The sequence below is a fragment of the Flavobacterium limicola genome (assembly GCF_003634755.1).
GTDB lineage: Bacteria > Bacteroidota > Bacteroidia > Flavobacteriales > Flavobacteriaceae > Flavobacterium > Flavobacterium limicola.
In genome coordinates this window covers 437578-458434 of record NZ_RBXA01000002.1, presented here as the reverse complement: position 1 = coordinate 458434, position 20857 = coordinate 437578, and the positions used below count along the sequence as shown (strand labels likewise).

21 protein-coding genes are annotated in these 20857 nt (G+C 32.8%); 5 read left to right on the top strand and 16 right to left on the bottom strand.

Annotation, left to right across the window (positions count from 1 at the left end; all coding sequences use genetic code 11):
- Window positions 1-206 precede the first annotated feature (206 nt).
- Both BC952_RS09440 and BC952_RS09435 read left to right on the top strand, forming a co-directional pair.
- Window positions 207-941, top strand: a complete 735-nt coding sequence (locus BC952_RS09440; RefSeq protein ID WP_244200130.1) for an NUDIX hydrolase — start codon at window positions 207-209, stop codon at window positions 939-941.
- 132 nt (window positions 942-1073) lie between these two features.
- Window positions 1074-2303: a multidrug effflux MFS transporter gene (locus BC952_RS09435; RefSeq protein WP_121365541.1), complete on the top strand. Its 1230-nt coding sequence runs from the start codon at window positions 1074-1076 to the stop codon at window positions 2301-2303.
- Between the two features lie 27 nt (window positions 2304-2330).
- On the opposite strand, the gene BC952_RS09430 is transcribed toward BC952_RS09435, so the two are convergent.
- From BC952_RS09430 to BC952_RS09420, 3 genes are all read right to left on the bottom strand, one after another.
- On the bottom strand, window positions 2331-3680 hold the full coding sequence (locus BC952_RS09430; RefSeq protein WP_121365378.1) for a DEAD/DEAH box helicase: 1350 nt from the start codon (window positions 3678-3680) through the stop codon (window positions 2331-2333).
- Window positions 3681-3835: 155 nt separating this feature from the next.
- Window positions 3836-5380: a DEAD/DEAH box helicase gene (locus tag BC952_RS09425; protein WP_121365377.1), complete on the bottom strand. Its 1545-nt coding sequence runs from the start codon at window positions 5378-5380 to the stop codon at window positions 3836-3838.
- A gap of 106 nt (window positions 5381-5486) precedes the next feature.
- Entirely contained in the window at window positions 5487-6014 is a 528-nt protein-coding gene (locus BC952_RS09420; protein ID WP_121365375.1) for a DUF6155 family protein, read from the bottom strand.
- Window positions 6015-6116: 102 nt separating this feature from the next.
- Here BC952_RS09420 and BC952_RS09415 point away from each other — a divergent pair, with 102 nt between their 5' ends.
- Both BC952_RS09415 and BC952_RS09410 read left to right on the top strand, forming a co-directional pair.
- Entirely contained in the window at window positions 6117-6395 is a 279-nt protein-coding gene (locus BC952_RS09415; protein ID WP_091169746.1) for a DUF3817 domain-containing protein, read from the top strand.
- Window positions 6388-7644 carry a mechanosensitive ion channel family protein gene (locus tag BC952_RS09410; protein ID WP_121365374.1) on the top strand — a complete coding sequence of 419 codons (1257 nt, stop codon included), beginning with the start codon at window positions 6388-6390 and terminating at the stop codon, window positions 7642-7644. The genes BC952_RS09415 and BC952_RS09410 overlap by 8 nt, the downstream gene beginning before the upstream one ends.
- 54 nt (window positions 7645-7698) lie before the next feature.
- On the opposite strand, the gene BC952_RS09405 is transcribed toward BC952_RS09410, so the two are convergent.
- The gene (locus BC952_RS09405) at window positions 7699-8082 is read right to left on the bottom strand and encodes an acyl-CoA thioesterase (protein WP_091169740.1); all 384 of its coding nucleotides are present in this window, start codon (window positions 8080-8082) and stop codon (window positions 7699-7701) included.
- Between the two features lie 71 nt (window positions 8083-8153).
- Between BC952_RS09405 and BC952_RS09400 the strand changes: the two genes are divergently transcribed.
- On the top strand, window positions 8154-8555 hold the full coding sequence (locus BC952_RS09400) for a glyoxalase (RefSeq protein ID WP_121365372.1): 402 nt from the start codon (window positions 8154-8156) through the stop codon (window positions 8553-8555).
- Window positions 8556-8657: 102 nt separating this feature from the next.
- On the opposite strand, the gene BC952_RS09395 is transcribed toward BC952_RS09400, so the two are convergent.
- The 12 genes from BC952_RS09395 to BC952_RS09340 form a co-directional block, all read right to left on the bottom strand.
- Window positions 8658-10313, bottom strand: a complete 1656-nt coding sequence (locus tag BC952_RS09395; protein ID WP_121365371.1) for a M1 family metallopeptidase — start codon at window positions 10311-10313, stop codon at window positions 8658-8660.
- A gap of 355 nt (window positions 10314-10668) precedes the next feature.
- The gene (locus BC952_RS09390; RefSeq protein WP_121365369.1) at window positions 10669-12102 is read right to left on the bottom strand and encodes a leucyl aminopeptidase family protein; all 1434 of its coding nucleotides are present in this window, start codon (window positions 12100-12102) and stop codon (window positions 10669-10671) included.
- A 163-nt stretch (window positions 12103-12265) separates the two neighbouring features.
- Window positions 12266-12871: a bifunctional phosphoribosyl-AMP cyclohydrolase/phosphoribosyl-ATP diphosphatase HisIE gene (hisIE, locus tag BC952_RS09385; protein WP_121365367.1), complete on the bottom strand. Its 606-nt coding sequence runs from the start codon at window positions 12869-12871 to the stop codon at window positions 12266-12268.
- Window positions 12872-12968: 97 nt separating this feature from the next.
- On the bottom strand, window positions 12969-13724 hold the full coding sequence (hisF, locus tag BC952_RS09380) for an imidazole glycerol phosphate synthase subunit HisF (protein ID WP_121365365.1): 756 nt from the start codon (window positions 13722-13724) through the stop codon (window positions 12969-12971).
- 33 nt (window positions 13725-13757) lie between these two features.
- Window positions 13758-14117, bottom strand: coding sequence for a four helix bundle protein (locus BC952_RS09375; RefSeq protein ID WP_121365363.1), 360 nt, complete (start codon window positions 14115-14117; stop codon window positions 13758-13760).
- A 9-nt stretch (window positions 14118-14126) separates the two neighbouring features.
- Window positions 14127-14858 (bottom strand): 1-(5-phosphoribosyl)-5-[(5-phosphoribosylamino)methylideneamino]imidazole-4-carboxamide isomerase, encoded by a 732-nt coding sequence (gene hisA, locus BC952_RS09370; protein ID WP_121365362.1) that lies wholly within the window; start codon window positions 14856-14858, stop codon window positions 14127-14129.
- Window positions 14859-14957: 99 nt separating this feature from the next.
- Complete coding sequence (gene hisH, locus BC952_RS09365) at window positions 14958-15545, bottom strand: imidazole glycerol phosphate synthase subunit HisH (protein WP_121365360.1); 588 nt, start codon at window positions 15543-15545, stop codon at window positions 14958-14960.
- 70 nt (window positions 15546-15615) lie between these two features.
- A complete protein-coding gene (hisB, locus tag BC952_RS09360; protein ID WP_121365359.1) occupies window positions 15616-16752 on the bottom strand; it encodes a bifunctional histidinol-phosphatase/imidazoleglycerol-phosphate dehydratase HisB in 1137 nt (378 codons plus the stop codon).
- A gap of 24 nt (window positions 16753-16776) precedes the next feature.
- Window positions 16777-17826, bottom strand: coding sequence for a histidinol-phosphate transaminase (gene hisC / locus BC952_RS09355; RefSeq protein ID WP_121365357.1), 1050 nt, complete (start codon window positions 17824-17826; stop codon window positions 16777-16779).
- Window positions 17816-19108: a histidinol dehydrogenase gene (gene hisD, locus BC952_RS09350; RefSeq protein WP_121365355.1), complete on the bottom strand. Its 1293-nt coding sequence runs from the start codon at window positions 19106-19108 to the stop codon at window positions 17816-17818. The genes hisC and hisD overlap by 11 nt, the downstream gene beginning before the upstream one ends.
- Window positions 19109-19186: 78 nt before the next feature.
- The gene (gene hisG / locus BC952_RS09345) at window positions 19187-20044 is read right to left on the bottom strand and encodes an ATP phosphoribosyltransferase (RefSeq protein WP_121365354.1); all 858 of its coding nucleotides are present in this window, start codon (window positions 20042-20044) and stop codon (window positions 19187-19189) included.
- Between the two features lie 270 nt (window positions 20045-20314).
- Complete coding sequence (locus BC952_RS09340) at window positions 20315-20818, bottom strand: DUF2231 domain-containing protein (protein WP_121365352.1); 504 nt, start codon at window positions 20816-20818, stop codon at window positions 20315-20317.
- Between the last annotated feature and the right edge of the window lie 39 nt (window positions 20819-20857).

Here is a 20857-nt window from a genome sequence, read left to right as displayed (position 1 = left end):
AAATATTAGCATAATAATGTACTTTTTTAATAAATATGAATTTTTTTGTTATAAAATACATATAACGTAATAGTGACGTTTTATTACAAAAGTAATTCGTGTTTTAGAAAATATTTAATTATAAATAAATCATTAGTTTTGTAGTAGGAAAAGATGCTGCGTAACATTGCCTCTTTCAAAAATTATTTATATTCTCACTCTTTATTATGTCTAAAATAATTCCAAATATATCTGTAGACTGCGTCGTTTTTGGTTTTGACGGCACTACCAAATCACTTAACGTATTATTGATAAAACGCTATTTAGAATCTAATGAAAATCACGAGCCGTTGGTTAACGATTATGTTCTTACGGGCTACCATACATTTGAGCAGGAAACCATAGATGAAACTGCATCCAGAGTTTTGAAGGAGTTAACAGGACTTGATAATGTTTATAAAAAACAATTTAAAGTTTTTGGAGATCCAAATCGTTTGATGAATGAAAAAGATATTATTTGGGCTCAAAATGAAAATTTTAACCAACGTACCATAACAATTGCGTATTATTTTTTATTGAAAACTCAAGACGTAAATTTAGAAAATAACAAATATGAAGCGCAGTGGTTTCCTGTCAGTAATTTACCGGAATTGGGATTTGATCACAAAGATATTATCAATGAAGCCTATGCTGATTTAAAAGAAAAAGCACTATATAAACCTATTATTTTTGAACTTTTGCCTGATAAATTCACTTTCAATGAATTGCAGGATACGTATGAATCTATACTGGGAAATGAAATGGATAATCGAAATTTCAGAAGAAAACTGCTGACGAAAAAGTATATTATTGCCTTGGATGAAAAGCAAGTAGGTGTTTCAAAAAGACCATCCCAACTGTTTATGTTCAGCAAGGATGTGTATCAAAAAATTTATAAGGAATCTTATTTAATCAATATTTAAATTGCTGTTTTCTTTTTAAAGATTGATTGATTTCAATTTGTTATATAAAGCAGGAAAGTGTCTCGATTCGGATGTTAATTATTTACCTTTGCAAAAAATTAAAAAATCCCAATTTTCATGAGCGATTCCGAAATGACACAAACAAGATATATCAAATTGATCCTGATTTTAGGCTCATTAACAGCTTTAGGTCCTTTTTCAATAGACATGTATTTACCGGGTTTTGCTGGGATTGCAAAGGATTTAAATACTTCGGTTGCTAATGTTTCGATGACTTTATCCAGTTATTTTATCGGAATTTCCGCAGGACAATTGCTTTACGGACCTTTATTAGACCGTTTTGGTCGAAAAAAACCTTTATTTATAGGATTGTTAGTTTACATATTTGCGTCATTAGGTTGCGTTTTTGTAACTGATATTGATACTTTTATTGGATTACGATTTATTCAAGCTGTTGGTAGTTGTGCTGCTACAGTAGCTTCTGTTTCTATGGTTCGGGATTTGTTTCCAGTAAAAGATATTCCAAAAGTGTTTTCTTTATTAATGTTAGTTGTTGGGCTTTCGCCAATGCTGGCGCCGACTATTGGTGGTTACGTTACCGAAGATTATGGTTGGCATACCGTATTTTTTATATTGATGTGTATGGGAATTGTAATTCTAATTGCAGCCCAAATCGTTTTACCAAACAGCTATTTGCCTGATACTTCTATTTCTTTAAAACCAAAACCTATTATCAGCAACTTTATTAGCATTCTCAAAGAGCCTCAATTTTATACGTACGCTTTTGCTGGAGCAATCGCATTTTCTGGATTGTTTACTTACGTAGCAGCCTCTCCTATTTTATTTATGGATATTTTTGAAGTTGATGCAAAAACGTATGGCTGGATATTTGCCTTTATGTCTTTAAGTTTTATAAGTGCCAGCCAATTAAATTCATTGTTATTAAGAAAATTCAATAGTGAACAAATGATTCTAGGGGCTTTAGTTTTACAGGCAGTAATTAGTGTTTTATTTCTGATTTTGGCAATGAATGAGCTTTTGGGTTTATATGAAACTATTGCAATATTGTTTTTATTTCTGGCTTGTTTGGGTATCTCAAATCCCAATACTGCAGGACTTACACTTGCTCCTTTCTCAAGAAACGCCGGAAGTGCCTCCGCATTGATGGGTGCGATTCAGTTAGGTTTAGGTGCTTTAGCATCTTTTGCAGTCGGCGTTTTTGTAAAAAATTCTATGTTACCAATGGTTTGGATTATGACGGTTTCTACAATTCTGGCATTGATCATTTTAATTCTGGGGAAACGAAACATAAAAAAAACTATTACAACTTCTGGTGATGAAGAAATTGTAATAGTTCATTAATTGTTCACAAAAGAGAATGAAATTTGATTAATTCATTCTTTTTTGTTTTTTAATTGGTTTCTCTGTTTTTGAAAGTGCTTCATTTTTTGTCTGAAGTAAATGATTGGCTAACAACTTTTCTATCAATTCATCTTTAGTCAAATGATGAAAAACAGTTTTTATTTTTTCTTTAAATTCTGGAGCAACATCATGATTGGGTTTTGTTTTAAAGATTTGCTTAGCCCATAATAACGTATTGTTTTCTTCGATGCTGGCAACAGTAGGTTTTTTGAATTCTTTAAATTTTATTCCCAACTCTTTTTCAAAATCAGCGATTTCAACTACTTCTTCCGGTTGTAATACCGTCAAAGAAAGCCCCTTTGCTCCTGCTCTAGCTGTTCTACCACTACGATGTACGTAAGCTTCATAAACGTCCGGTAAATGATAATTAACCACATAAGAGATTTCCTTTACGTCAATTCCTCTTGCGGCTAAATCTGTAGCTACTAATATACTGATATGTCCTTTACGGAATTGCTCCATGATTCTATCTCTAATTCCTTGCGATAAACTTCCATGCAATGCACCCGAAGAAAATCGGTTGATAGCTAAGTTTTTAGCTAATTTATTGACTGCAGCTTTCGTTTTACAAAAAATAATTCCGCGTTCTCCTTCTTTAGAATTCAAGAAATGCATTAAAACATCTAGTTTTTCAATGGGATCCACCACAATATATTCATGGTCAATTCCTTGATTTCCTATTGTTTCCATGTTGGCACTAACTTGGATCACATTTTTGTTCAAATAGTTCTGAATCAATTGTTTTATAGTTCCTGGCATGGTTGCCGAGAATAAAAAAGTCTTATGCGCAACAGGTAACTCAGCGATTATTTCGTCTAAGCTTTCTTTTAATATTGTAACCATTTCATCGGCTTCATCGAGCACGAGAAATTTGGTTTCCTTTAAGTTTATTGCTTTGCGCTGAATCAAATCGATTAAACGTCCCGGAGTTGCCACAACAATGTGAGTAGGCAATGAAAGTCGTTCTATTTGTGGTTTGATTGGAATTCCTCCACAAGTTGCCGCAATAGAAACTTCGGGTAAAAATTTAGCAAAAGACTCTAAATTTTTAAATATTTGTTGTCCTAGTTCACGAGTTGGAACCAAAATAACGGCTTGTACAACTGGTTTATCAGTATCTATTAATTGCAAAATAGGCAATCCAAAAGCAGCTGTTTTTCCTGTACCTGTTTTAGCAAGTCCAACCAAATCCGTAGTATTTGATAATAATAACGGAATTGTTTTTTGCTGAATTTCTGTTGGTACAACAATTTTCAATTCGGTAATCGCTTTTAATATGGGTGCTAAAATTCCTAAATCAGAGAATTGTTTTGGCATTTTTTTTGGATTTTATATTTTTATAAAAAATAGTTGTTTTGTAAACGTAATTTTTAGCCCTGATGGAAACGGCATCCTGTTGTGGTCTCGTTTTTTTTTTACGAGACCACAACAGATATAGTGTACAGCGGGATTAGCTCCTTGAAAAAGAATTATTAATCTTCATCCGGTTCGTTCATGATTTTTTCACGATATTTTTTCCCAGTTAACAATACTAACTTTAATTTGTAATCGTCAACAAGCCATTCTCGGTAATTTTTACTGCATTGACTCAAACATTTAGAATAGCGTTTGATGCGACAATCGATATCATCATCTAACAGTTTACCTAATATTTTTGCCTCTTGTAATGTATCTGAATTGTCTACACACATGGCAGCGTGTTGTTCTAGCGATTTGTCAAGCACTTCTTTGGAGCGCAAATTTTGTTTAATAATGAGTTTGTGTTCTTCATCTACATCAAAAGTTACAACTTCCGTTTTGCTGAATTTAGCACGAATATCCGGCGGCATGCTGTATTTAAAATACAATTCAATTTCAGTATCGTCACGTAAATTTTCCAGATAAAACTCTGGTGATTTAAAAATGTGCTGCCAGTTTACAGGCTCGCTCCACAATCCAAATCGGGCTGCATTATTTCCTAAATCGATAACATTAAAGGTATCTTTATTAGGTAATTTTCTGGAACCACGACCAATCATTTGATAGTATAATGTCAACGATTTTGTTGCTCTATTTAAAATTATAGTTTCTACTGTTGGCTCATCAAAACCGGTTGTAAGAATCCCTACTGATGTTAGAATGGCATCAGGCGTATGCTTGAACCAATGTAAAATATCCTTTCTTTCCTCGTTATTACTGGTGTTATCTAAATGGCGAATGGCATAACCAGCTTCTCTAAAAGTTTCATACACATACAAAGAGGTATTGATACCATTATTAAAAATTAAGGTTTTCTTACCCAAAGATTTCTCCGTATAAGCATGCAACAATTTTTCCTGCATGGCCATATTTGTATATAAATCATCAGATGATTTTACCGTATAATCTCCGTTGATTCCCACTTTCAATGACGTTAAACCCACATCATAGCTATACGTAACTGCCTTTGCCAAAAATCCATTTGCAATCAAAGAACTTATGGTGTCTCCTACGATTAATTCATCGTAGCTTTCGTGCATTGGCAATTTAATATTTGAACTTAAAGGTGTTGCGGTAACTCCTAATATAAAGGCATTTTTGAAAGAGCTCAATAATTTGCGGAACGAATTGTAATGCGCCTCATCGATGATTACTAATCCTACATTATCCAAATGAAGTTTTTCATCATTGATACGGTTTTTCAAAGTTTCAACCATGGCTACAAAACAAGAATAATCGTTTTGGTCTGGAAGTTCTTTTACTTTACTGTTTATGATTTTATTTTTCACGTCAAAACCCTTCAACATTTTTGAAGTTTGCTTACACAACTCAATTCGGTGTGTTAGAACAACTACTTTTTTCTCGTGTTGTGATAAATAACGGCGTACTATTTCCGAAAAAACTACTGTTTTTCCACCACCGGTAGGCAATTGGTATAACAAATGGTGTTGTGGTGGTGCATTATCTATGCGTTCAAAGATGGCATCGATATCGCCTTTTTGGTACGCATAAAGTTCTTTTTTGTCTTCGATTTCTATTTCTAAAGTGTTTTGGGACATTGCTTATTGTTGGATTTTTGCAAAAATACACCTAAAAAACAGTTTAATTGTGATTTTTAATTAAAAAAAAAACGATTGATTAAATAAAATTGAATTATGAAACTATTCAATATTCAAATCGCTCAATAATGGCATTGAACTCGGGTTCGTTGTACCATTTCTGCACAATGGTTTCATCGTGTATGGCAATAATTCTTGGCTTGAAATCATTTAGAATTCCGTTTGAAATCAAGAAAATTACTGCTTGTTCAAAAGAATTTAACATACTTTTGAAAAACAAATCTTGTTTTATATCATGTTCGGATGAGAATGTTTGCGCAATTTCAATATTGTACAGCATGACATCAGCAATTACAAAGGGATCCACTCCTAAAACAAGGAAATGCTTGATATATTTTTGAGCAACAGAACGACGCATTTTCGGTTTGCTGCGTCTTCCTGCCTTTTTGAAAGGATAATATTCATTGGAAATTTTGAGTTTGCATTCCTGCAAAAGCGTTTCTTCCTTTGGATTAAAAACAAAATTATAATAGACTTTTACGGGACTGAATTTCTCGTACAATTCGATAATTTGTTCTTCGAGTTGCTCCTTATTTAGTTCAGCTAAGTATTTTTTTAAATCTCGTTTACTCATTATCAAAGTTTAAGGATACAAAAGTAATTTACTTTAGGAATCAATGTGCTAAAAATCAAACTTAATACTTAATTTTGGCACATTAAAACTAAATAAATTCAAATGCTTAAGATTTTTAAAATTACTGCAATAATAGAGGGGATATCTGCTTTACTATTGTTTTTCTTTGCTATGCCAATGAAATATATTTATAATGACCCTTTTTATGTTAAACATATTGGTATGGCGCACGGAATATTATTTACTTTATACATTGTCCTTGCAACAATTTTAAAATTTAAAGAAAAGTGGGATTTTAAAAAATATTTTATAATTTGTATTGCGTCAATTCCTCCATTTGGTACTTTTTACATAGAAAGAAAATACCTGAAAAATGTATAAATACATAGAAAAAATATTCACTTTTCTATACCCTATATTTAGAAAATGGGGATTTGGAAACAGTTTAGCTTCCTATTTTAGTTTAGTGCTGAATATTGTTGTTTTGTGCGTAATGGCGTATATCATATACGTGATTTTTAGACTTGTTCTAGTTACAATCATGGCTGTAATCGCACAGAAAACCAAAACCAAATTTGATGATTTGCTGGTAACCAACAAAACCGCGAAATATATCGCACACTTAATTCCGCTATTGTTTATTTACAAATCAGTACCAATTATTTTAGACCGATTTGAATATTGGGAAGGCTTTTTTGGGAAATTGGTTGGAATCTATATCATCATTCTGGTTTTATGGATTATACGTACGATATTCAATGCTTTACGCGATTATTTAAAACTAAAACCGAGATATAGCGATAAACCAATAGACAGTTTTATTCAGGTAATCATGATAATGCTTTGGGTTATTGGGATAACCTTAATTATTTCAAAATTATTTGATATTGATAAAAAGGAGCTTTTAACCATTTTAGGAGCAGTTTCGGCGGTGATAATCTTGATTTTCAGGGACACTATTTTAGGTTTTGTTTCTAGTGTTCAGGTTTCTATTAATGACATGGTTCGAATTGGTGACTGGATTACGATGGATAAATTTGGAGCTGATGGAGATGTGATTGAAATCAATTTAGCGACTGTAAAAGTTCGAAATTTTGACAATACCACAACCACAATTCCTACGTATAGTTTAAGTTCAGATTCATTTCAAAACTGGCGTGGAATGCTCAATTCTGACGGTCGTCGTATCAAAAGACACATTCTGATCAAAACAAGCAGTATTCGTTTTTTAGAAGAGGCCGAATTAAATGACTTAAAAAAAATTCATCTTATTTCGGATTATATTGACACCCGAAAATTAGAAATAGACGAATATAATTCCAGTAATAAAATTGACAAGTCCATTGCTATAAATGGACGAAATTTGACTAATTTAGGATTGTTTCGAAAATATATAACTGAATATCTTTTCCAATATCCCGGATTAAATCAAGATATGCTTATGCTTTGCCGCCAATTACAATCTACGTCGCATGGTGTTCCGCTTGAAGTTTACGCATTTTCCCATGACAAACGATTTGAAAATTACGAGTACATAATGTCTGATATATTTGATCATATCATTGCTTCAGTGGGATATTTTGACTTAGAAATTTTCGAAACAGCCACTGAGAATGAATTTCCTGGTTGATAGTGTTTTTTTTAATTAAAATTACAAAGACGTTTCTAATCCAATTTTCAAAAACTACAAACGATCTTTTACATATTCAATAGCTGTTTTGCCATGCGCTTTTGGTTTTCCATCGGCATCCAAATTGACCATTGTAGTATGATCTATTGTAATAATTGTTTCGCGGGTCATCATATTTCTTGCCTCGCACTTGAGCGTGAGTGAAGTATTCCCAAATTTTATAACATCAATTCCAATTTCGATAATATCACCCTGTCTTGCCGAACTTCTAAAATTGATCTCAGACATGTACTTGGTGACAATTCTGGTGTTTTCTAATTGAATAATTGTGTACAAAGCCAATTCTTCATCAATCCAAGCTAATAATTTACCTCCAAATAAAGTTCCATTTGGATTTAAGTCTTCTGGTTTTACCCATTTTCTAGTATGAAATCTCATAAATTTTTTATTTATAAATGTAAAAATAAGCTATTCCTATCGCATTTTTTTTTATTTTTAATGAAAAAATAATGAACATGCGGGATACTTTTTTAAAGGAATTTAGAGGACAAACAATAGGATCTGTAACAACTCAATCCTCATCTGATGAATCATTTCAAAATGAGGTACTTCGACCTATTTTGAAACTTCAAAATGACTTGTTTATAGCTTCATTTATTAATTATGTTAGTAAAAACAAAGCTGATTTTTATGGATATACTATCGAAAAAAAATTGTCAGTTATAGAAAATGCAATCCAAAAAGATAGCAAGTTTAGAAATACTATGAAAGGGATAATCATAGGATTATTTACCTCAGGCGAGTATGCAACTTATATAAAAAATTCATCTGGTATCAACAAAAGAATGATGAGCATGTTGGTCGAAAGATTGAAAAGCCAAGTGCAACTATTTGAAATGAAACCTTCGTAAATTAAAAAATTGTTTATTTATAATAAGTTGTTACTTTATAAAATATAAAGGCTGTATTTATAAGATATAAATACAGCCTTTTACTCCACTTATTGGATGGTTTTATTCCGTTATATTAAAACCAGCAACATAAAAGTTTTTATCTATTTCAAATTTTTGATTTTCAACTGTGACAGACATGGTGTTCCATTCCGTTTTTGGTTTGATCCATTCTTCTTTGTCATTCAAAGTCACTTTTACAGCCATATTAAAATCCGGAACACAATTAGTCCAACGATACCCCAGTTTGTTATCCTTAAAATAATATTCTAATGTTGGGATTCGAATATCTCTTAAATACTGATTGAAAAACGGGTTTAAATCTATTCCAACTTGTTGACTTAAATAACCCTCAATTTGTTCTGTTGTTACCGTTTGATGATAAAAAGTACTGTTTAATCCTCTTAATATAGTTCTCCATTTGGCATCGTCATTTACAATTTGGCGCAATGTGTGCAACATATTACCGCCTTTATTGTACATATCGCCAGAACCTTCTTGATTAACACCATATTTACCTATTATTGGAATGTCATTTTGAATGCCTTTTCTTATTCCTCTTACATATTCAAATCCAGCGTCCTTACCATAGTAATATTCTACAAAAAGACTTTCTGAATAGTTAGTAAAACTCTCATGAATCCACATATCAGCAATATCTTTATAGGTGATATTGTTTGCAAACCACTCATGTCCGGATTCATGAATAATGATGAAATCAAATTTCATTCCCCAACCGGTTCCGCTTAGATCTCTGCCTCTATATCCATTTTTGAAATCATTTCCATACGTTACGCAACTTTGATGTTCCATCCCTAAGTAAGGTGCTTCTACCAGTTTATAACTGTCTTCATAAAACGGATACGGCCCAAACCAATGCTCAAAAGCTTTTAACATACGCGGAACTTCTTTAAATTGTATTTTCGCCTTGGCTAAATTCTCTCTTAACACATAATAACTACAATCTAAATCTCCTTTTTCTCCTTTGTATTTTTCCGAAAAAGATACATAATCACCTATGTTTATATTTACACCATAATTATTGATGGGATTTGATACGTACCAATTATATGTTTTTGTACCATCTTTTAGTTGTTTTACGCTTTTCAAACGTCCATTGGATACATTGACCAGGTTTTTCGGAACATTTACGCTGATAAGCATATTGTCCACTTCATCATACATGTGATCTTTGTTAGGCCACCAGACGCTGGCGCCTAATCCTTGACAGGAAGAAGCTATAAATGGATTTCCATTACTATCTTTTTTCCAGGTTATTCCTCCATCCCAAGGCGGATTTACTGCTACCTTAGGTTTTCCTCCATAAAATACAGTTAGCTCTTTTATGAGTCCTGGTTTTTGAGAAGCGACCAATTCAACAAAAAAAGCATTACCTTCTCTTTTGTATTTTAAAACCTTGCCGTCCTGAACTACTTTGTAAATTTCCATTGGATTCTGCAAATCAATCTGCATAGTTTTGTATTCCTGAACAACTTGATATTTTATAGTATTTGAACCTGAAATTGTGCTATCCAAAGGATTTACTTTTATATCAAGATGATAGTTTTTTACGTCCCACCAGGCTCTTTCTTTTGTGATGCTTCCACGCAAAGTATCTTGTCGTGTAAAAGATTGTTCTTGCTTTCTAAGTAAACCTTGTGCATTTGCGCCATTAAAAACAAGAAATGAGAAACAAATAAAATTCAAATATTTTTTCATGATTAATTCATTTTAGACAAAAATAAACTTTATAACTTAAGAAATATAATCCCAAAAAAGTTATTTTTCAGGATAGGTTTGAACATGTTTCTGTAGCAATTTATTTTCTTTTCCACGAATTTCCATAATTAATTTATTCTTTTTAAAATCAAATTTTAAAAGTCCAAAATTTATTTCTTTGACGAATAAATAGAAGTATTTTTTTCATGTGAGGATACTATTGAATTCTTGAGGTTTTAAAATTTTATTTTTGCGAAGATATAAAAAACCACCTGTTAAAGGTTTAAGTAAACTTTAATAAAAAAGCGATTATCCCTTTTGAAATAATCGCTTTTTTAATTAAAATTTTGATACTCTATAAATTTTCAATGAATTTAGTCAATAAGTGTACACCATAGCCAGTTGCATGATTGCTTTTAGCAAATTCATCTTCATTAAATGTCACACCGGCAACATCTAAATGTGCCCAAGCAGTATGTTTCTGAGTAAAAAATTCCAAAAATTTGGCTGCGCTTATGGCTCCGGCTACCGTTTTTCCGTTAAAATTTTTTACATCGGCAATATCGCTTTCAATGTCCTGTTTATAAGCCTCCCAAAGCGGTAATGGCCACAAACGCTCTCCAATTGCATCTCCGTTTTCTTGTAGTTTCTTAGCTATTTCTTCATTATTCGTAAACAAAGCACCACACTCAGAACCAAAGGTACTAATACTGCTTCCAGTAAGTGTTGCTATATCAACAATATATTCTGGTTTAAAATTCTTGATTAAATACGATAATCCATCGGCTAATACAAGTCGCCCTTCTGCATCAGTATCGATTATTTCTATGGAATGTCCGCTGTAACTGTGAATTACTTCACTTGGCAAGAAGGATTTAGCATCAACAGAATTTTCGGCGCAAGGGACAATCGCGGTAACTTTAACGGGTAATTGCAAATCCGCAATCAATTGCATGGCGCCAAGTACTGCCCCGGCTCCTGCCATGTCGCACTTCATGTGAAGCATCCCAGATGTTTTTATATTTATACCACCAGTATCAAAAGTGATTCCCTTCCCAACTAGTCCAATATGTTTCATAGAATCCACTTCCTCTTTTGGGGTGTAATTCATAATTATAAATTGGGGTTCGTTTTCACTTCCTTTTCCAACTGCTAAAAAGGCTCCCAAACCTACTATTTTTGAAGCTTCATAACCCAAAACCTCTACTTCAAATCCATATTTTTCACCGGTATCTTTAGCCCAGGTCGCCAGGTATTTTGGGTTAACCGTGTTAGGCGGCAAATCGACTAAATGATGGGTTGCTAATTGTGCTCGGGCAATTTTGATTCCTTTGTTGGCTGCAGCCAAATAATCCTTTTCAGAAACTAAATTTAAGGTAAAATCAGGATTAAGAAATGGATGTAGCGTTTTATCCGACTTAAAATGACCTAAATCATACGTTCCTAAAAGCAGTCCTGAAATCATAGATTCTACTTGATTATCATCGAATTGTTGGGGTATAATTAAAGCAACATTAGAACTAAAACCTTCTTTTTGGTTTGAAGAAATACGACGAAAAATAGTCTTCAATGCTTTATAATCTATCGTTTTTCCCAGGCCAATAAAAACGTATGTATTGTTATTTTTTTCAGCAAGATAATGTGTGTCTTTTTTACCAAAAAAAACTTTTGATGTTACTTCTACTTCATTATAAATTATAGGAACAATACTTTTTTCATAGGTTTCGAAAACCGGAATCAAAATAGTGCCTGAAAAATTGTCTACGCTTGTTACTGTATTTGTTTTCATTTTTATCGTTATCAAATTGAAAAAAAGATAAATTTCAAAGTTTTATGAAATTTATCAAAATATATAGTAAATATAGTGGATTGCCATTGGAAATAAAAGAAAAAATAAAACCCAATAGCAAATGAATTTCCTATTGGGTTTTTTAAATGAAAATTAAAATAAATTAATTTTTCTTCTGGCGACTTTTCAAAACTTCAACAACATCATCTAATTTAAAACCTTTGGCTTGCAATAAAATAAGGTAATGAAAAAGCAAATCTGCACTTTCGCTCAAAAACAAATCATCATTGTCATCTTTTGATTCGATTACGACTTCTATCGCTTCCTCGCCTACTTTTTGGGCAATTTTGTTTATGCCTAATTTAAATAAGGAAGCCACATAACTTTTCTCAGAATCCGCATTTTCTTTTCGAAGTTGAATGGTATCTTCTAAATCTGAAATAAAACCATATTTTCCTTTATTTTCGCCATTCCAGCAAGTATCAGTTCCTTTGTGACACGTTGGTCCTTCAGGTTTCACCTGAATCAACAACGTATCATCATCGCAGTCGTTTTTAATGTCAATCAGATTCAAAAAGTTGCCGCTTTCCTCGCCTTTTGTCCAAAGTCTTTGTTTGGTGCGACTATAAAAAGTTACTTTTTTAGTATCAACCGTTTTTTGATATGCTTCAGCATTCATGAAGCCCAACATCAAAACCGTTTTGGTTTCGCTGTCTTGAATTATGGCTGGAATTAATCCGTCTGTATTTTTTGAGAAATCTATGTTCATATTTTTAAGTATTAAGTCGTAAATATTAAGTCGTAAGTACTAAGTTGTAAAATATTAAGTAGTTTAACCTTAATAATTCATACTTAAAACTTATTACTTAAATACGTACTTCGATATTGTTATTTTTAAGGGCTGTTTTTAATGTCTTGATTTCAATTTCTTTAAAATGAAATACGCTCGCGGCCAATGCTGCATCTGCTTTTCCATCTAAAAAAGTATCTACAAAATGCTGTATGTTTCCCGCACCACCGGAAGCAATTATGGGAATATTTACTAATTCCGAAAGTCTAGCCAAAGCTTCATTAGCAAATCCGTTTTTAGTTCCGTCATTATCCATTGATGTGAATAAGATCTCGCCTGCTCCACGTTCTTCGACCTCCTTTGCCCAATCAAATAAATTCAATTCGGTTGGCACTTTTCCTCCAACTAAATGAACAATCCATTGACCATCAATTTGTTTGGCATCAATTGCAACAACTACACATTGACTTCCAAATTTCTGTGCCAAATCATTAATCAACTGCGGATTTTTTACTGCTGATGAATTAATCGAAACCTTATCCGCACCGTTTTGCAACAATATTTCAACATCTTTTACAGATGAAATTCCACCGCCAACAGTGAACGGAATATTAATAGTTGAAGCGACTTTACGAACCAAATCAACTAAGGTTTTTCTTCTTTCTTCCGTTGCCGAAATATCCAAAAAAACCAATTCATCAGCACCTTCATCCGAATATATTTTGGCTAATTCTACGGGATCGCCGGCGTCACGCAAATCTACAAAATTTACACCTTTTACTGTTCTTCCGTTTTTTATATCTAGACAGGGAATAATTCTTTTTGTTAACATCTAAATTAAGTATTAAATTGTAAGGATGAATTATTAATTTTTTTTGATATTGTTTTTAGAAGTAATAATTATGCTTTTTATTAATTTTAAAACTTCTACACCATCGTTATTTAAACTTAAAAATTCTTCATTTGAAATATAATTTGTTGCTTGTAAAAGTTCAAGCCAATATAATGTTTCGTCAGCTTCTTTTTGAGAAATACCCATTTTATGAATAAAATCAGCTTTGCTTTCTGCATTTTTAGCCTCTCTAATATTTGCGCCTACAGAAGTGCCTGAACGTAAAATTTGTTTACTCATTACATATTCACTTCTACTATTTAAAATTCTATATAAATTAACAATTCTAATGGCAAAAGAAAAACTTTTGATTTTTATTACGTCTTCACTCATATTTAATACTTAATAATTCATACTTAAAATATAGTTTTTCAATTGTTTCAATGATATTCGTCCTTCGTAAATTGCCTTTCCTATTATTGTTCCTTCACAACCCAATTCAGCAAGCCTCGGTAATTCATCAAAAGTAGAAATTCCTCCTGAAGCGATCAATTTTATTCCTTTAGCTTCCGACAAAATTTTAGCGTACAAATCAAAACTGGGTCCTTCCAGCATACCGTCTTTGGCAATATCCGTACAAATTACATACTTTATTCCTTTGCTTTGGTAGTTTTGTATAAAAGGAATTAAGTCTTCATTAGAATCTTCTAACCAACCTGAAACTGCTACTTTTTCATTGTTAGCATCTGCTCCTAAAATGATTTTATCAGAACCATATTCTGCAATCCATTTCTCAAACAGCTCTCTATTTTTAACGGCGATACTTCCACCGGTAATTTGATTGGCACCACTTTCGAAAGCGATTTTCAAATCGGAATCCGATTTTAATCCACCACCAAAATCAATTTTCAATTTTGTTTGAGTAGCTATTTGCTCCAGTATTTTATAATTCACAATCTGGCTTGATTTGGCTCCGTCTAAATCAACCAAATGCAAATATTCTATTCCATGTGCTTCAAATGATTTTGCTACTTCCAGCGGATTCTCGTTGTAGATGATTTTAGTATTGTAATCGCCTTTTGACAGACGAACACATTTTCCTTCGATGATATCTATTGCGGGTATTATTCTCATTTATTTATAATTTAAAGATTTAAAAATTGAATTATTTAAAGATTTACATTGTTAGTTAAAGAAATTTTTGACTCTCTAATTTTTCAATCTTTGAATTTTTCAATTCTTTAATTTTAAGAAATTTGCCAAAATTTGTTCTCCAACGTCACCACTTTTTTCTGGGTGAAATTGTGTTCCATAGAAATTATCTTTCTGCAAAGCTGAAGCATATTCAACTTCATAATTCGTTGTAGCAATGGCTTCAGAACAATTTGGAGCATAAAAACTATGCACTAAATACATAAATTCATTTTCATTAATTCCAGTAAATAAAGGCGATTTCAAATTGTAAATTTGGTTCCATCCCATCTGTGGCACTTTAACTTTTGGCGTGAATTTGATCACATCAACATCAAAAATTCCTAATCCTATGGTATTCCCTTCCTCTGATTTGTTGCACATCAATTGCATACCCAAACAGATTCCCAAAACGGGTTGTTTCAAGGTTGGAATTAACACATCAAGACCGCTGTCAATAAGCATTTTCATTGCAAAACTAGCTTCGCCAACCCCTGGGAATATCACCCGGTCAGCAGCCTTAATTTCTGTCCAATCGTTACTCAAAACAGCCTCAAAACCTAACCTTTCAATAGCGAATTTTATGCTTTGAATATTTCCTGCGCCGTAATTTATGATTACTATTTTCATTTTAGTTTTGTTTCAAGTTTAATGTTTAAAGTTGCTCGGGTTAACCTGAAACTTTAAACTTTAAACAATTTTACAACATTCCCTTCGTACTTGGCAAAATCATCTTTTCCGTATCACGTTTTACGGCTACTTTTATTGCTTTTGCAAAAGCTTTAAAAATGGCTTCAATCTTGTGATGCTCGTTCGTTCCTTCTGCTTTGATGTTGATGTTAGCTTTAGCACCGTCCGAGAATGATTTGAAAAAATGATAAAACATCTCCGTAGGCATTTTACCCACCATTTCACGTTTGAATTCGGTTTCCCAAACTAACCAGTTTCTACCTCCAAAATCAATCGCAACTTGTGCTAAACAGTCGTCCATTGGCAAACAAAAACCATAACGTTCAATACCCAATTTATTCCCTAATGCTTTCGCAAAAACTTCTCCAAGTGCAATCGCTGTATCTTCAATTGTGTGGTGTTCATCGACTTCTAAATCACCTTTAACAAGGATTTCCAAGTCCATTTGTCCGTGACGTGCAATTTGGTCTAGCATGTGATCAAAGAACGCAATACCTGTTTCAATTTTGCTTTTTCCTGTTCCGTCAAGATTTAAATTAATGAAAATATCCGTTTCATTCGTTTTTCTAGAAATGGTTGCAGAGCGTTCTTCTAATTTCAAAAACTCGTAAATGGTTTTCCAATCAGTAGTTTGCAAGGCAATAACCGAATCCAATTCGTGTCTTTTAGACGATATTTCATCACCTCCCAAAGCTTCATCTTTGTTAATGAAAATCGCTTTTGAACCTAAGTTTTTGGCTAATTCTACATCTGTTATTCGGTCTCCAATGACGAATGAATTCTCTAAATCATATTCTGGATTATTAAGATATTTGGTCAACATAGCAGTACCAGGTTTGCGAGTTGGCACATTTTCGTGTGGAAATGTTTTGTCAATTAAAACTTCTTTGAAAACAACACCTTCATTTTCAAAAGCTTTCATGATCAAATTGTGAACCGGCCAAAAGTTAATTTCCGGGTGAGAATCAGTTCCCAAACCATCTTGATTGGTTACCATTACCAATTCAAAATCCAATTCTTTAGCTATTTTTCCAAGATATTGAAAAGCGTTTGGATAGAATTCTAATTTTTCAAAGCTGTCTAATTGGTAATCATGTGGTTCTAAAACCATGGTTCCGTCACGGTCTATAAAAAGTATTTTTTTCATTAAAAAAAGTTTAAAGTTTAAGGTTTAAAGTTGTTTTAACACCTCAATTAATTTCATATTTTCTTGTTTAGTTCCAACAGTAAAACGCAAACAATTATCGCATAATGGTTGGGTGGTGCGGTTCCGGATTACAATTCCTTTTGCAATCAATTCAGCGTATCTTTTATTAGCATCATCTACTTTTACCAAAATAAAATTAGCTTCGGTTGGATAAATTTTTTCAACAAATTTAACATCAAGTAATACTTTAAGTAATACTTCTCTTTGTGTTATAATAGAGTTAATTTCAGATTTTATTTTTTCCGGATTGTCCAACCGTTCTAAAGCTCTTTTCTGAGTCAATTCATTTACATTATAAGGTGGTTTTATTTTATTTAAAACCGAAATTACTTCCGCAGAGGCATAACAAATTCCCAATCTGATTCCTGCCAAACCATAAGCCTTTGATAATGTTTGGGTAATAACTAAATTTGGATATTCATCCAATTCATTGATCCAACTATCTTTCTTTGAAAAGTCAATATAGGCTTCATCAATCACTACTAATCCTTTGAAATTTTGCAAAAGATACGCTATACTTTCATCCGAAAAGGAGTTCCCGGTCGGGTTATTTGGAGAACACAAAAAGACGATTTTAGTGTTTTCATCAACAGCTTCTATAATTTTTTCAATTTGCGGCTGAAAGTCTTGTGAAAGCAATACTTCTTTGTTTTCTACAGCATTAATATTAGCTAAAACGCCATACATTCCATAGGTTGGTGGCAAAGTAACTACATTGTCCGTTTTTGGTTCGCAAAAAACTCTGAATAACAAATCCAACACTTCATCACTTCCGTTTCCTAGCAAAATTTGATTTGTTTTGACGTTTCTTTGTTTAGCCAAAACTTCTTTCACACTCAATTGTTGTGGATCCGGATACCTGTTCACACCATTTTCAAATGGATTTTCATTGGCATCCAAAAAAATCATGTCAGCCGTATCAAAATCCTCAAATTCATCACGAGCCGAAGAATAGGGTTTCATTTCCTTAACGTTTTCTCTAACCAAATTATTTATGTCGAAATTATTTTCCATCTTCAATCGCTTTTAATCGTAATGTAACTGCATTTTTGTGTGCTTGTAATCCTTCAGCTTCTGCCATAATTTCGATGGCTTTACCGATATTTTGTATGCCTTTTTGAGTTATTTTTTGAAAAGTCATCGCTTTGGTAAAACTATCCAGATTTACTCCGCTGTAATTCTTTGCATAACCATTTGTTGGCAATGTATGATTGGTTCCGGAAGCATAATCACCTGCACTTTCAGGGGTATAATTCCCTATGAATACCGAACCTGCGTTTTGAACACCATTGCTATAAAAATCATCAAATTCTGAGCAAATAATAAAGTGTTCCGGTCCGTATTCATTGATTAATTCTAAGGCAATTTTATCGTTTTCTATAAAAATCAATTTTGAATTCGCAATCGCTTTTTCTGCAATAGATTTTCTTGGTAAAGCTTCCATTTGCATTTGAATTTCAGTCTCTACAGCATCAATTAATTTCTTGGAAGTAGAAACTAAAATTACCTGACTATCCGCTCCGTGTTCTGCTTGGGATAACAAATCTGAAGCTACAAAAGCCGGAACTGCAGTATCGTCAGCAACAATCAGTAATTCCGATGGACCAGCCGGCATATCGATTGCGACACCAAATTGTGTAGCTAATTGTTTTGCCACAGTCACAAATTGATTTCCGGGACCAAAAATTTTATATACTTTAGGAATCGTTTCTGTTCCAAAAGTCATTCCTGCAATAGCTTGAATCCCTCCTACTTTTAATATTTTTGTCACACCACATAAATTTGCAGCATACAAAATCGCAGGATTTACAACTCCCTTTTTATCGGGTGGCGAACATAAAACAATTTCATTGCAACCCGCAATTTCCGCAGGAACAGCAAGCATTAAAACGGTAGAAAATAATGGAGCAGTTCCTCCAGGAATGTACAACCCTATCTTTTGAATAGGTCTTTTTTCCTGCCAGCAGTTCACTCCTTCAATTGTTTCTACAGCAACTCTATCCGTTTTTTGCGCAATATGGAATTTTGAAATATTAGACTTGGCTAATTCGATTGCTTCTTTCAACTCTGGGGAAACGGAAGCAATTGCCAAATCAATTTCAGCTTTAGAAACTTCGATGGTATCGATTTTTGCTCCATCAAAAAGCGATGTGTATTTTGCAACTGCAACATCACCTTTCTTTTGAACTTCACTAAAAATTTCTTTTACAGTGGCTTCAATATCATCAATAGTTTTGGTAGGACGCTCTAAAATTGAGGACCAAGATTCTGCTTTTGGATTGTATATTTTATTCATTTTAATTTTATTCAAAATTTAAAAAATAGAATTATTCAGTTCTTAAACTCATAATTCACAACTTGTAATTTAAAATTCTTACAGTACCATTTTTTCAATTGGACAAACCAAAATTCCTTCGGCACCAGCTTCTTTCAGTTGATCAATAACATCCCAAAAAGTATCTTTGTCGATTACAGAGTGAACGCTGCTCCATCCTTCTTGTGCCAAAGGCAAAACCGTCAAACTTCGCAATACAGGAAGAATTTTACCAACTGCCTCAATTTTGTCATTTGGTACATTCATTAAAATGTACTTCGATTTTCTTGCTCTTAAAACAGATTCGATTCTGAATTTTAACGTATCAATAATTTTTTGAGATTCAGGACTTACTTTTGGAGAAACAGCTAAAACCGCTTCACTTTTAAAAATAACTTCAACCTCTTTTAGATTATTCTTGAATAAAGTACTACCACTGGAAACAATATCAACAATGGCATCAGCTAGACCAATGTTTGGAGCAATTTCTACCGAACCTGAAATTTGGTGAATGTCGACTGTTACGCCTTTAGAATTAAAAAAATCAAGCACTGTTTTAGGGTATGAAGTCGCAATACGCATACCATTTAAATCTTGAACAGATTTGTAATCAAATGCTTTTGGGACAGCAACAGATACTTTACATTTTGAAAAACCTAATTTTTGAATTACTTCAATATCACCACCTTTTTCGACTAATAGATTATCCCCAACGATAGCAATATCTACAACTCCATCAATCAAATATTGAGGAATATCTGAGTTTCTTAAATATAAAACCTCTAACGGGAAGTTGGATGCTTCGGCTTTTAATTGGTCGATTCCGTTATCTATTGAAATACCTGCATCTTTTAAAATTTGAATGCTGTCTTCGTTTAAACGTCCTGATTTTTGAATTGCAATTTTTAATGTACTCATTTTGTTTTTTTTGTTTTTGTTTAAAATATTTTGATTGAGTACAAATATTGGGCAATAAAAAACCCGTTTGATGTACTCAAACGGGTTTTTAGAATATGATGATTTACACACATACCATTAACACATCGCTTGAGAGCAATAATGAAAATGATGATGATGCAATTGATTTGTAAACATGTGTTTTATTTTTCTCTGCAAATATAAAAGCTTTTTTAATTAAAAAGCAATTAATACTTTAACTTAATATAGTTTTTTTGTTAAAATATTTTTTTATTCCTTTTCCTCCTCATTTGTTGGATTGATTTTCTCTTTACTACTACCCACAGCAGTACTATCAGTTCTAATTTCAGTGTGACGAACTTCGCCTCCAGTTGTACCCGTTTGTTGTGCAAAAAACACGGCGATTATTGCAACTACTGTCGCGATATAAGAAACAAGCTTTGCTTTTGGTTTGTTTTTCAAATTAGAATAAAGGCCAAACAATGATGTAATTGCCAACGCATATAATACAATTGCTAATTTTTCAGCCATTTCTTCGTGTTCATGAATAATTGCTTTTCCTATTCCTGGGAAATCTTCCACCATTTCCTCTGCTCCTTCGCCAGTAGACATGCTAAAAAAGCCAAACACAGCTGCAATGACAAATAATACATAAGCTGTATTTTGTACAGACTTGTTCTTGAGCACTAATCCTGCGATTAAAATTCCGAGTCCAAGGATAGTTCCAATAATTGGAAAATGGTTTACAACCAGGTGTAAATGGGCATCATTCATAATTTTTTATTTAAAGTTAAATTGTATTTAATATTCCCT

What these genes read in the sequence shown, in the direction of transcription:
- BC952_RS09440 (WP_244200130.1), top strand. Translation starts at nt 207, where the DNA reads ATGTCTAAAATAATTCCAAATATATCTGTAGACTGCGTCGTTTTTGGT.
- BC952_RS09435 (WP_121365541.1), top strand. Translation starts at nt 1,074, where the DNA reads ATGACACAAACAAGATATATCAAATTGATCCTGATTTTAGGCTCATTA.
- BC952_RS09430 (WP_121365378.1), bottom strand. Translation starts at nt 3,680, where the DNA reads ATGCCAAAACAATTCTCTGATTTAGGAATTTTAGCACCCATATTAAAA.
- BC952_RS09425 (WP_121365377.1), bottom strand. Translation starts at nt 5,380, where the DNA reads ATGTCCCAAAACACTTTAGAAATAGAAATCGAAGACAAAAAAGAACTT.
- BC952_RS09420 (WP_121365375.1), bottom strand. Translation starts at nt 6,014, where the DNA reads ATGAGTAAACGAGATTTAAAAAAATACTTAGCTGAACTAAATAAGGAG.
- BC952_RS09415 (WP_091169746.1), top strand. Translation starts at nt 6,117, where the DNA reads ATGCTTAAGATTTTTAAAATTACTGCAATAATAGAGGGGATATCTGCT.
- BC952_RS09410 (WP_121365374.1), top strand. Translation starts at nt 6,388, where the DNA reads ATGTATAAATACATAGAAAAAATATTCACTTTTCTATACCCTATATTT.
- BC952_RS09405 (WP_091169740.1), bottom strand. Translation starts at nt 8,082, where the DNA reads ATGAGATTTCATACTAGAAAATGGGTAAAACCAGAAGACTTAAATCCA.
- BC952_RS09400 (WP_121365372.1), top strand. Translation starts at nt 8,154, where the DNA reads ATGAACATGCGGGATACTTTTTTAAAGGAATTTAGAGGACAAACAATA.
- BC952_RS09395 (WP_121365371.1), bottom strand. Translation starts at nt 10,313, where the DNA reads ATGAAAAAATATTTGAATTTTATTTGTTTCTCATTTCTTGTTTTTAAT.
- BC952_RS09390 (WP_121365369.1), bottom strand. Translation starts at nt 12,102, where the DNA reads ATGAAAACAAATACAGTAACAAGCGTAGACAATTTTTCAGGCACTATT.
- hisIE (WP_121365367.1), bottom strand. Translation starts at nt 12,871, where the DNA reads ATGAACATAGATTTCTCAAAAAATACAGACGGATTAATTCCAGCCATA.
- hisF (WP_121365365.1), bottom strand. Translation starts at nt 13,724, where the DNA reads ATGTTAACAAAAAGAATTATTCCCTGTCTAGATATAAAAAACGGAAGA.
- BC952_RS09375 (WP_121365363.1), bottom strand. Translation starts at nt 14,117, where the DNA reads ATGAGTGAAGACGTAATAAAAATCAAAAGTTTTTCTTTTGCCATTAGA.
- hisA (WP_121365362.1), bottom strand. Translation starts at nt 14,858, where the DNA reads ATGAGAATAATACCCGCAATAGATATCATCGAAGGAAAATGTGTTCGT.
- hisH (WP_121365360.1), bottom strand. Translation starts at nt 15,545, where the DNA reads ATGAAAATAGTAATCATAAATTACGGCGCAGGAAATATTCAAAGCATA.
- hisB (WP_121365359.1), bottom strand. Translation starts at nt 16,752, where the DNA reads ATGAAAAAAATACTTTTTATAGACCGTGACGGAACCATGGTTTTAGAA.
- hisC (WP_121365357.1), bottom strand. Translation starts at nt 17,826, where the DNA reads ATGGAAAATAATTTCGACATAAATAATTTGGTTAGAGAAAACGTTAAG.
- hisD (WP_121365355.1), bottom strand. Translation starts at nt 19,108, where the DNA reads ATGAATAAAATATACAATCCAAAAGCAGAATCTTGGTCCTCAATTTTA.
- hisG (WP_121365354.1), bottom strand. Translation starts at nt 20,044, where the DNA reads ATGAGTACATTAAAAATTGCAATTCAAAAATCAGGACGTTTAAACGAA.
- BC952_RS09340 (WP_121365352.1), bottom strand. Translation starts at nt 20,818, where the DNA reads ATGAATGATGCCCATTTACACCTGGTTGTAAACCATTTTCCAATTATT.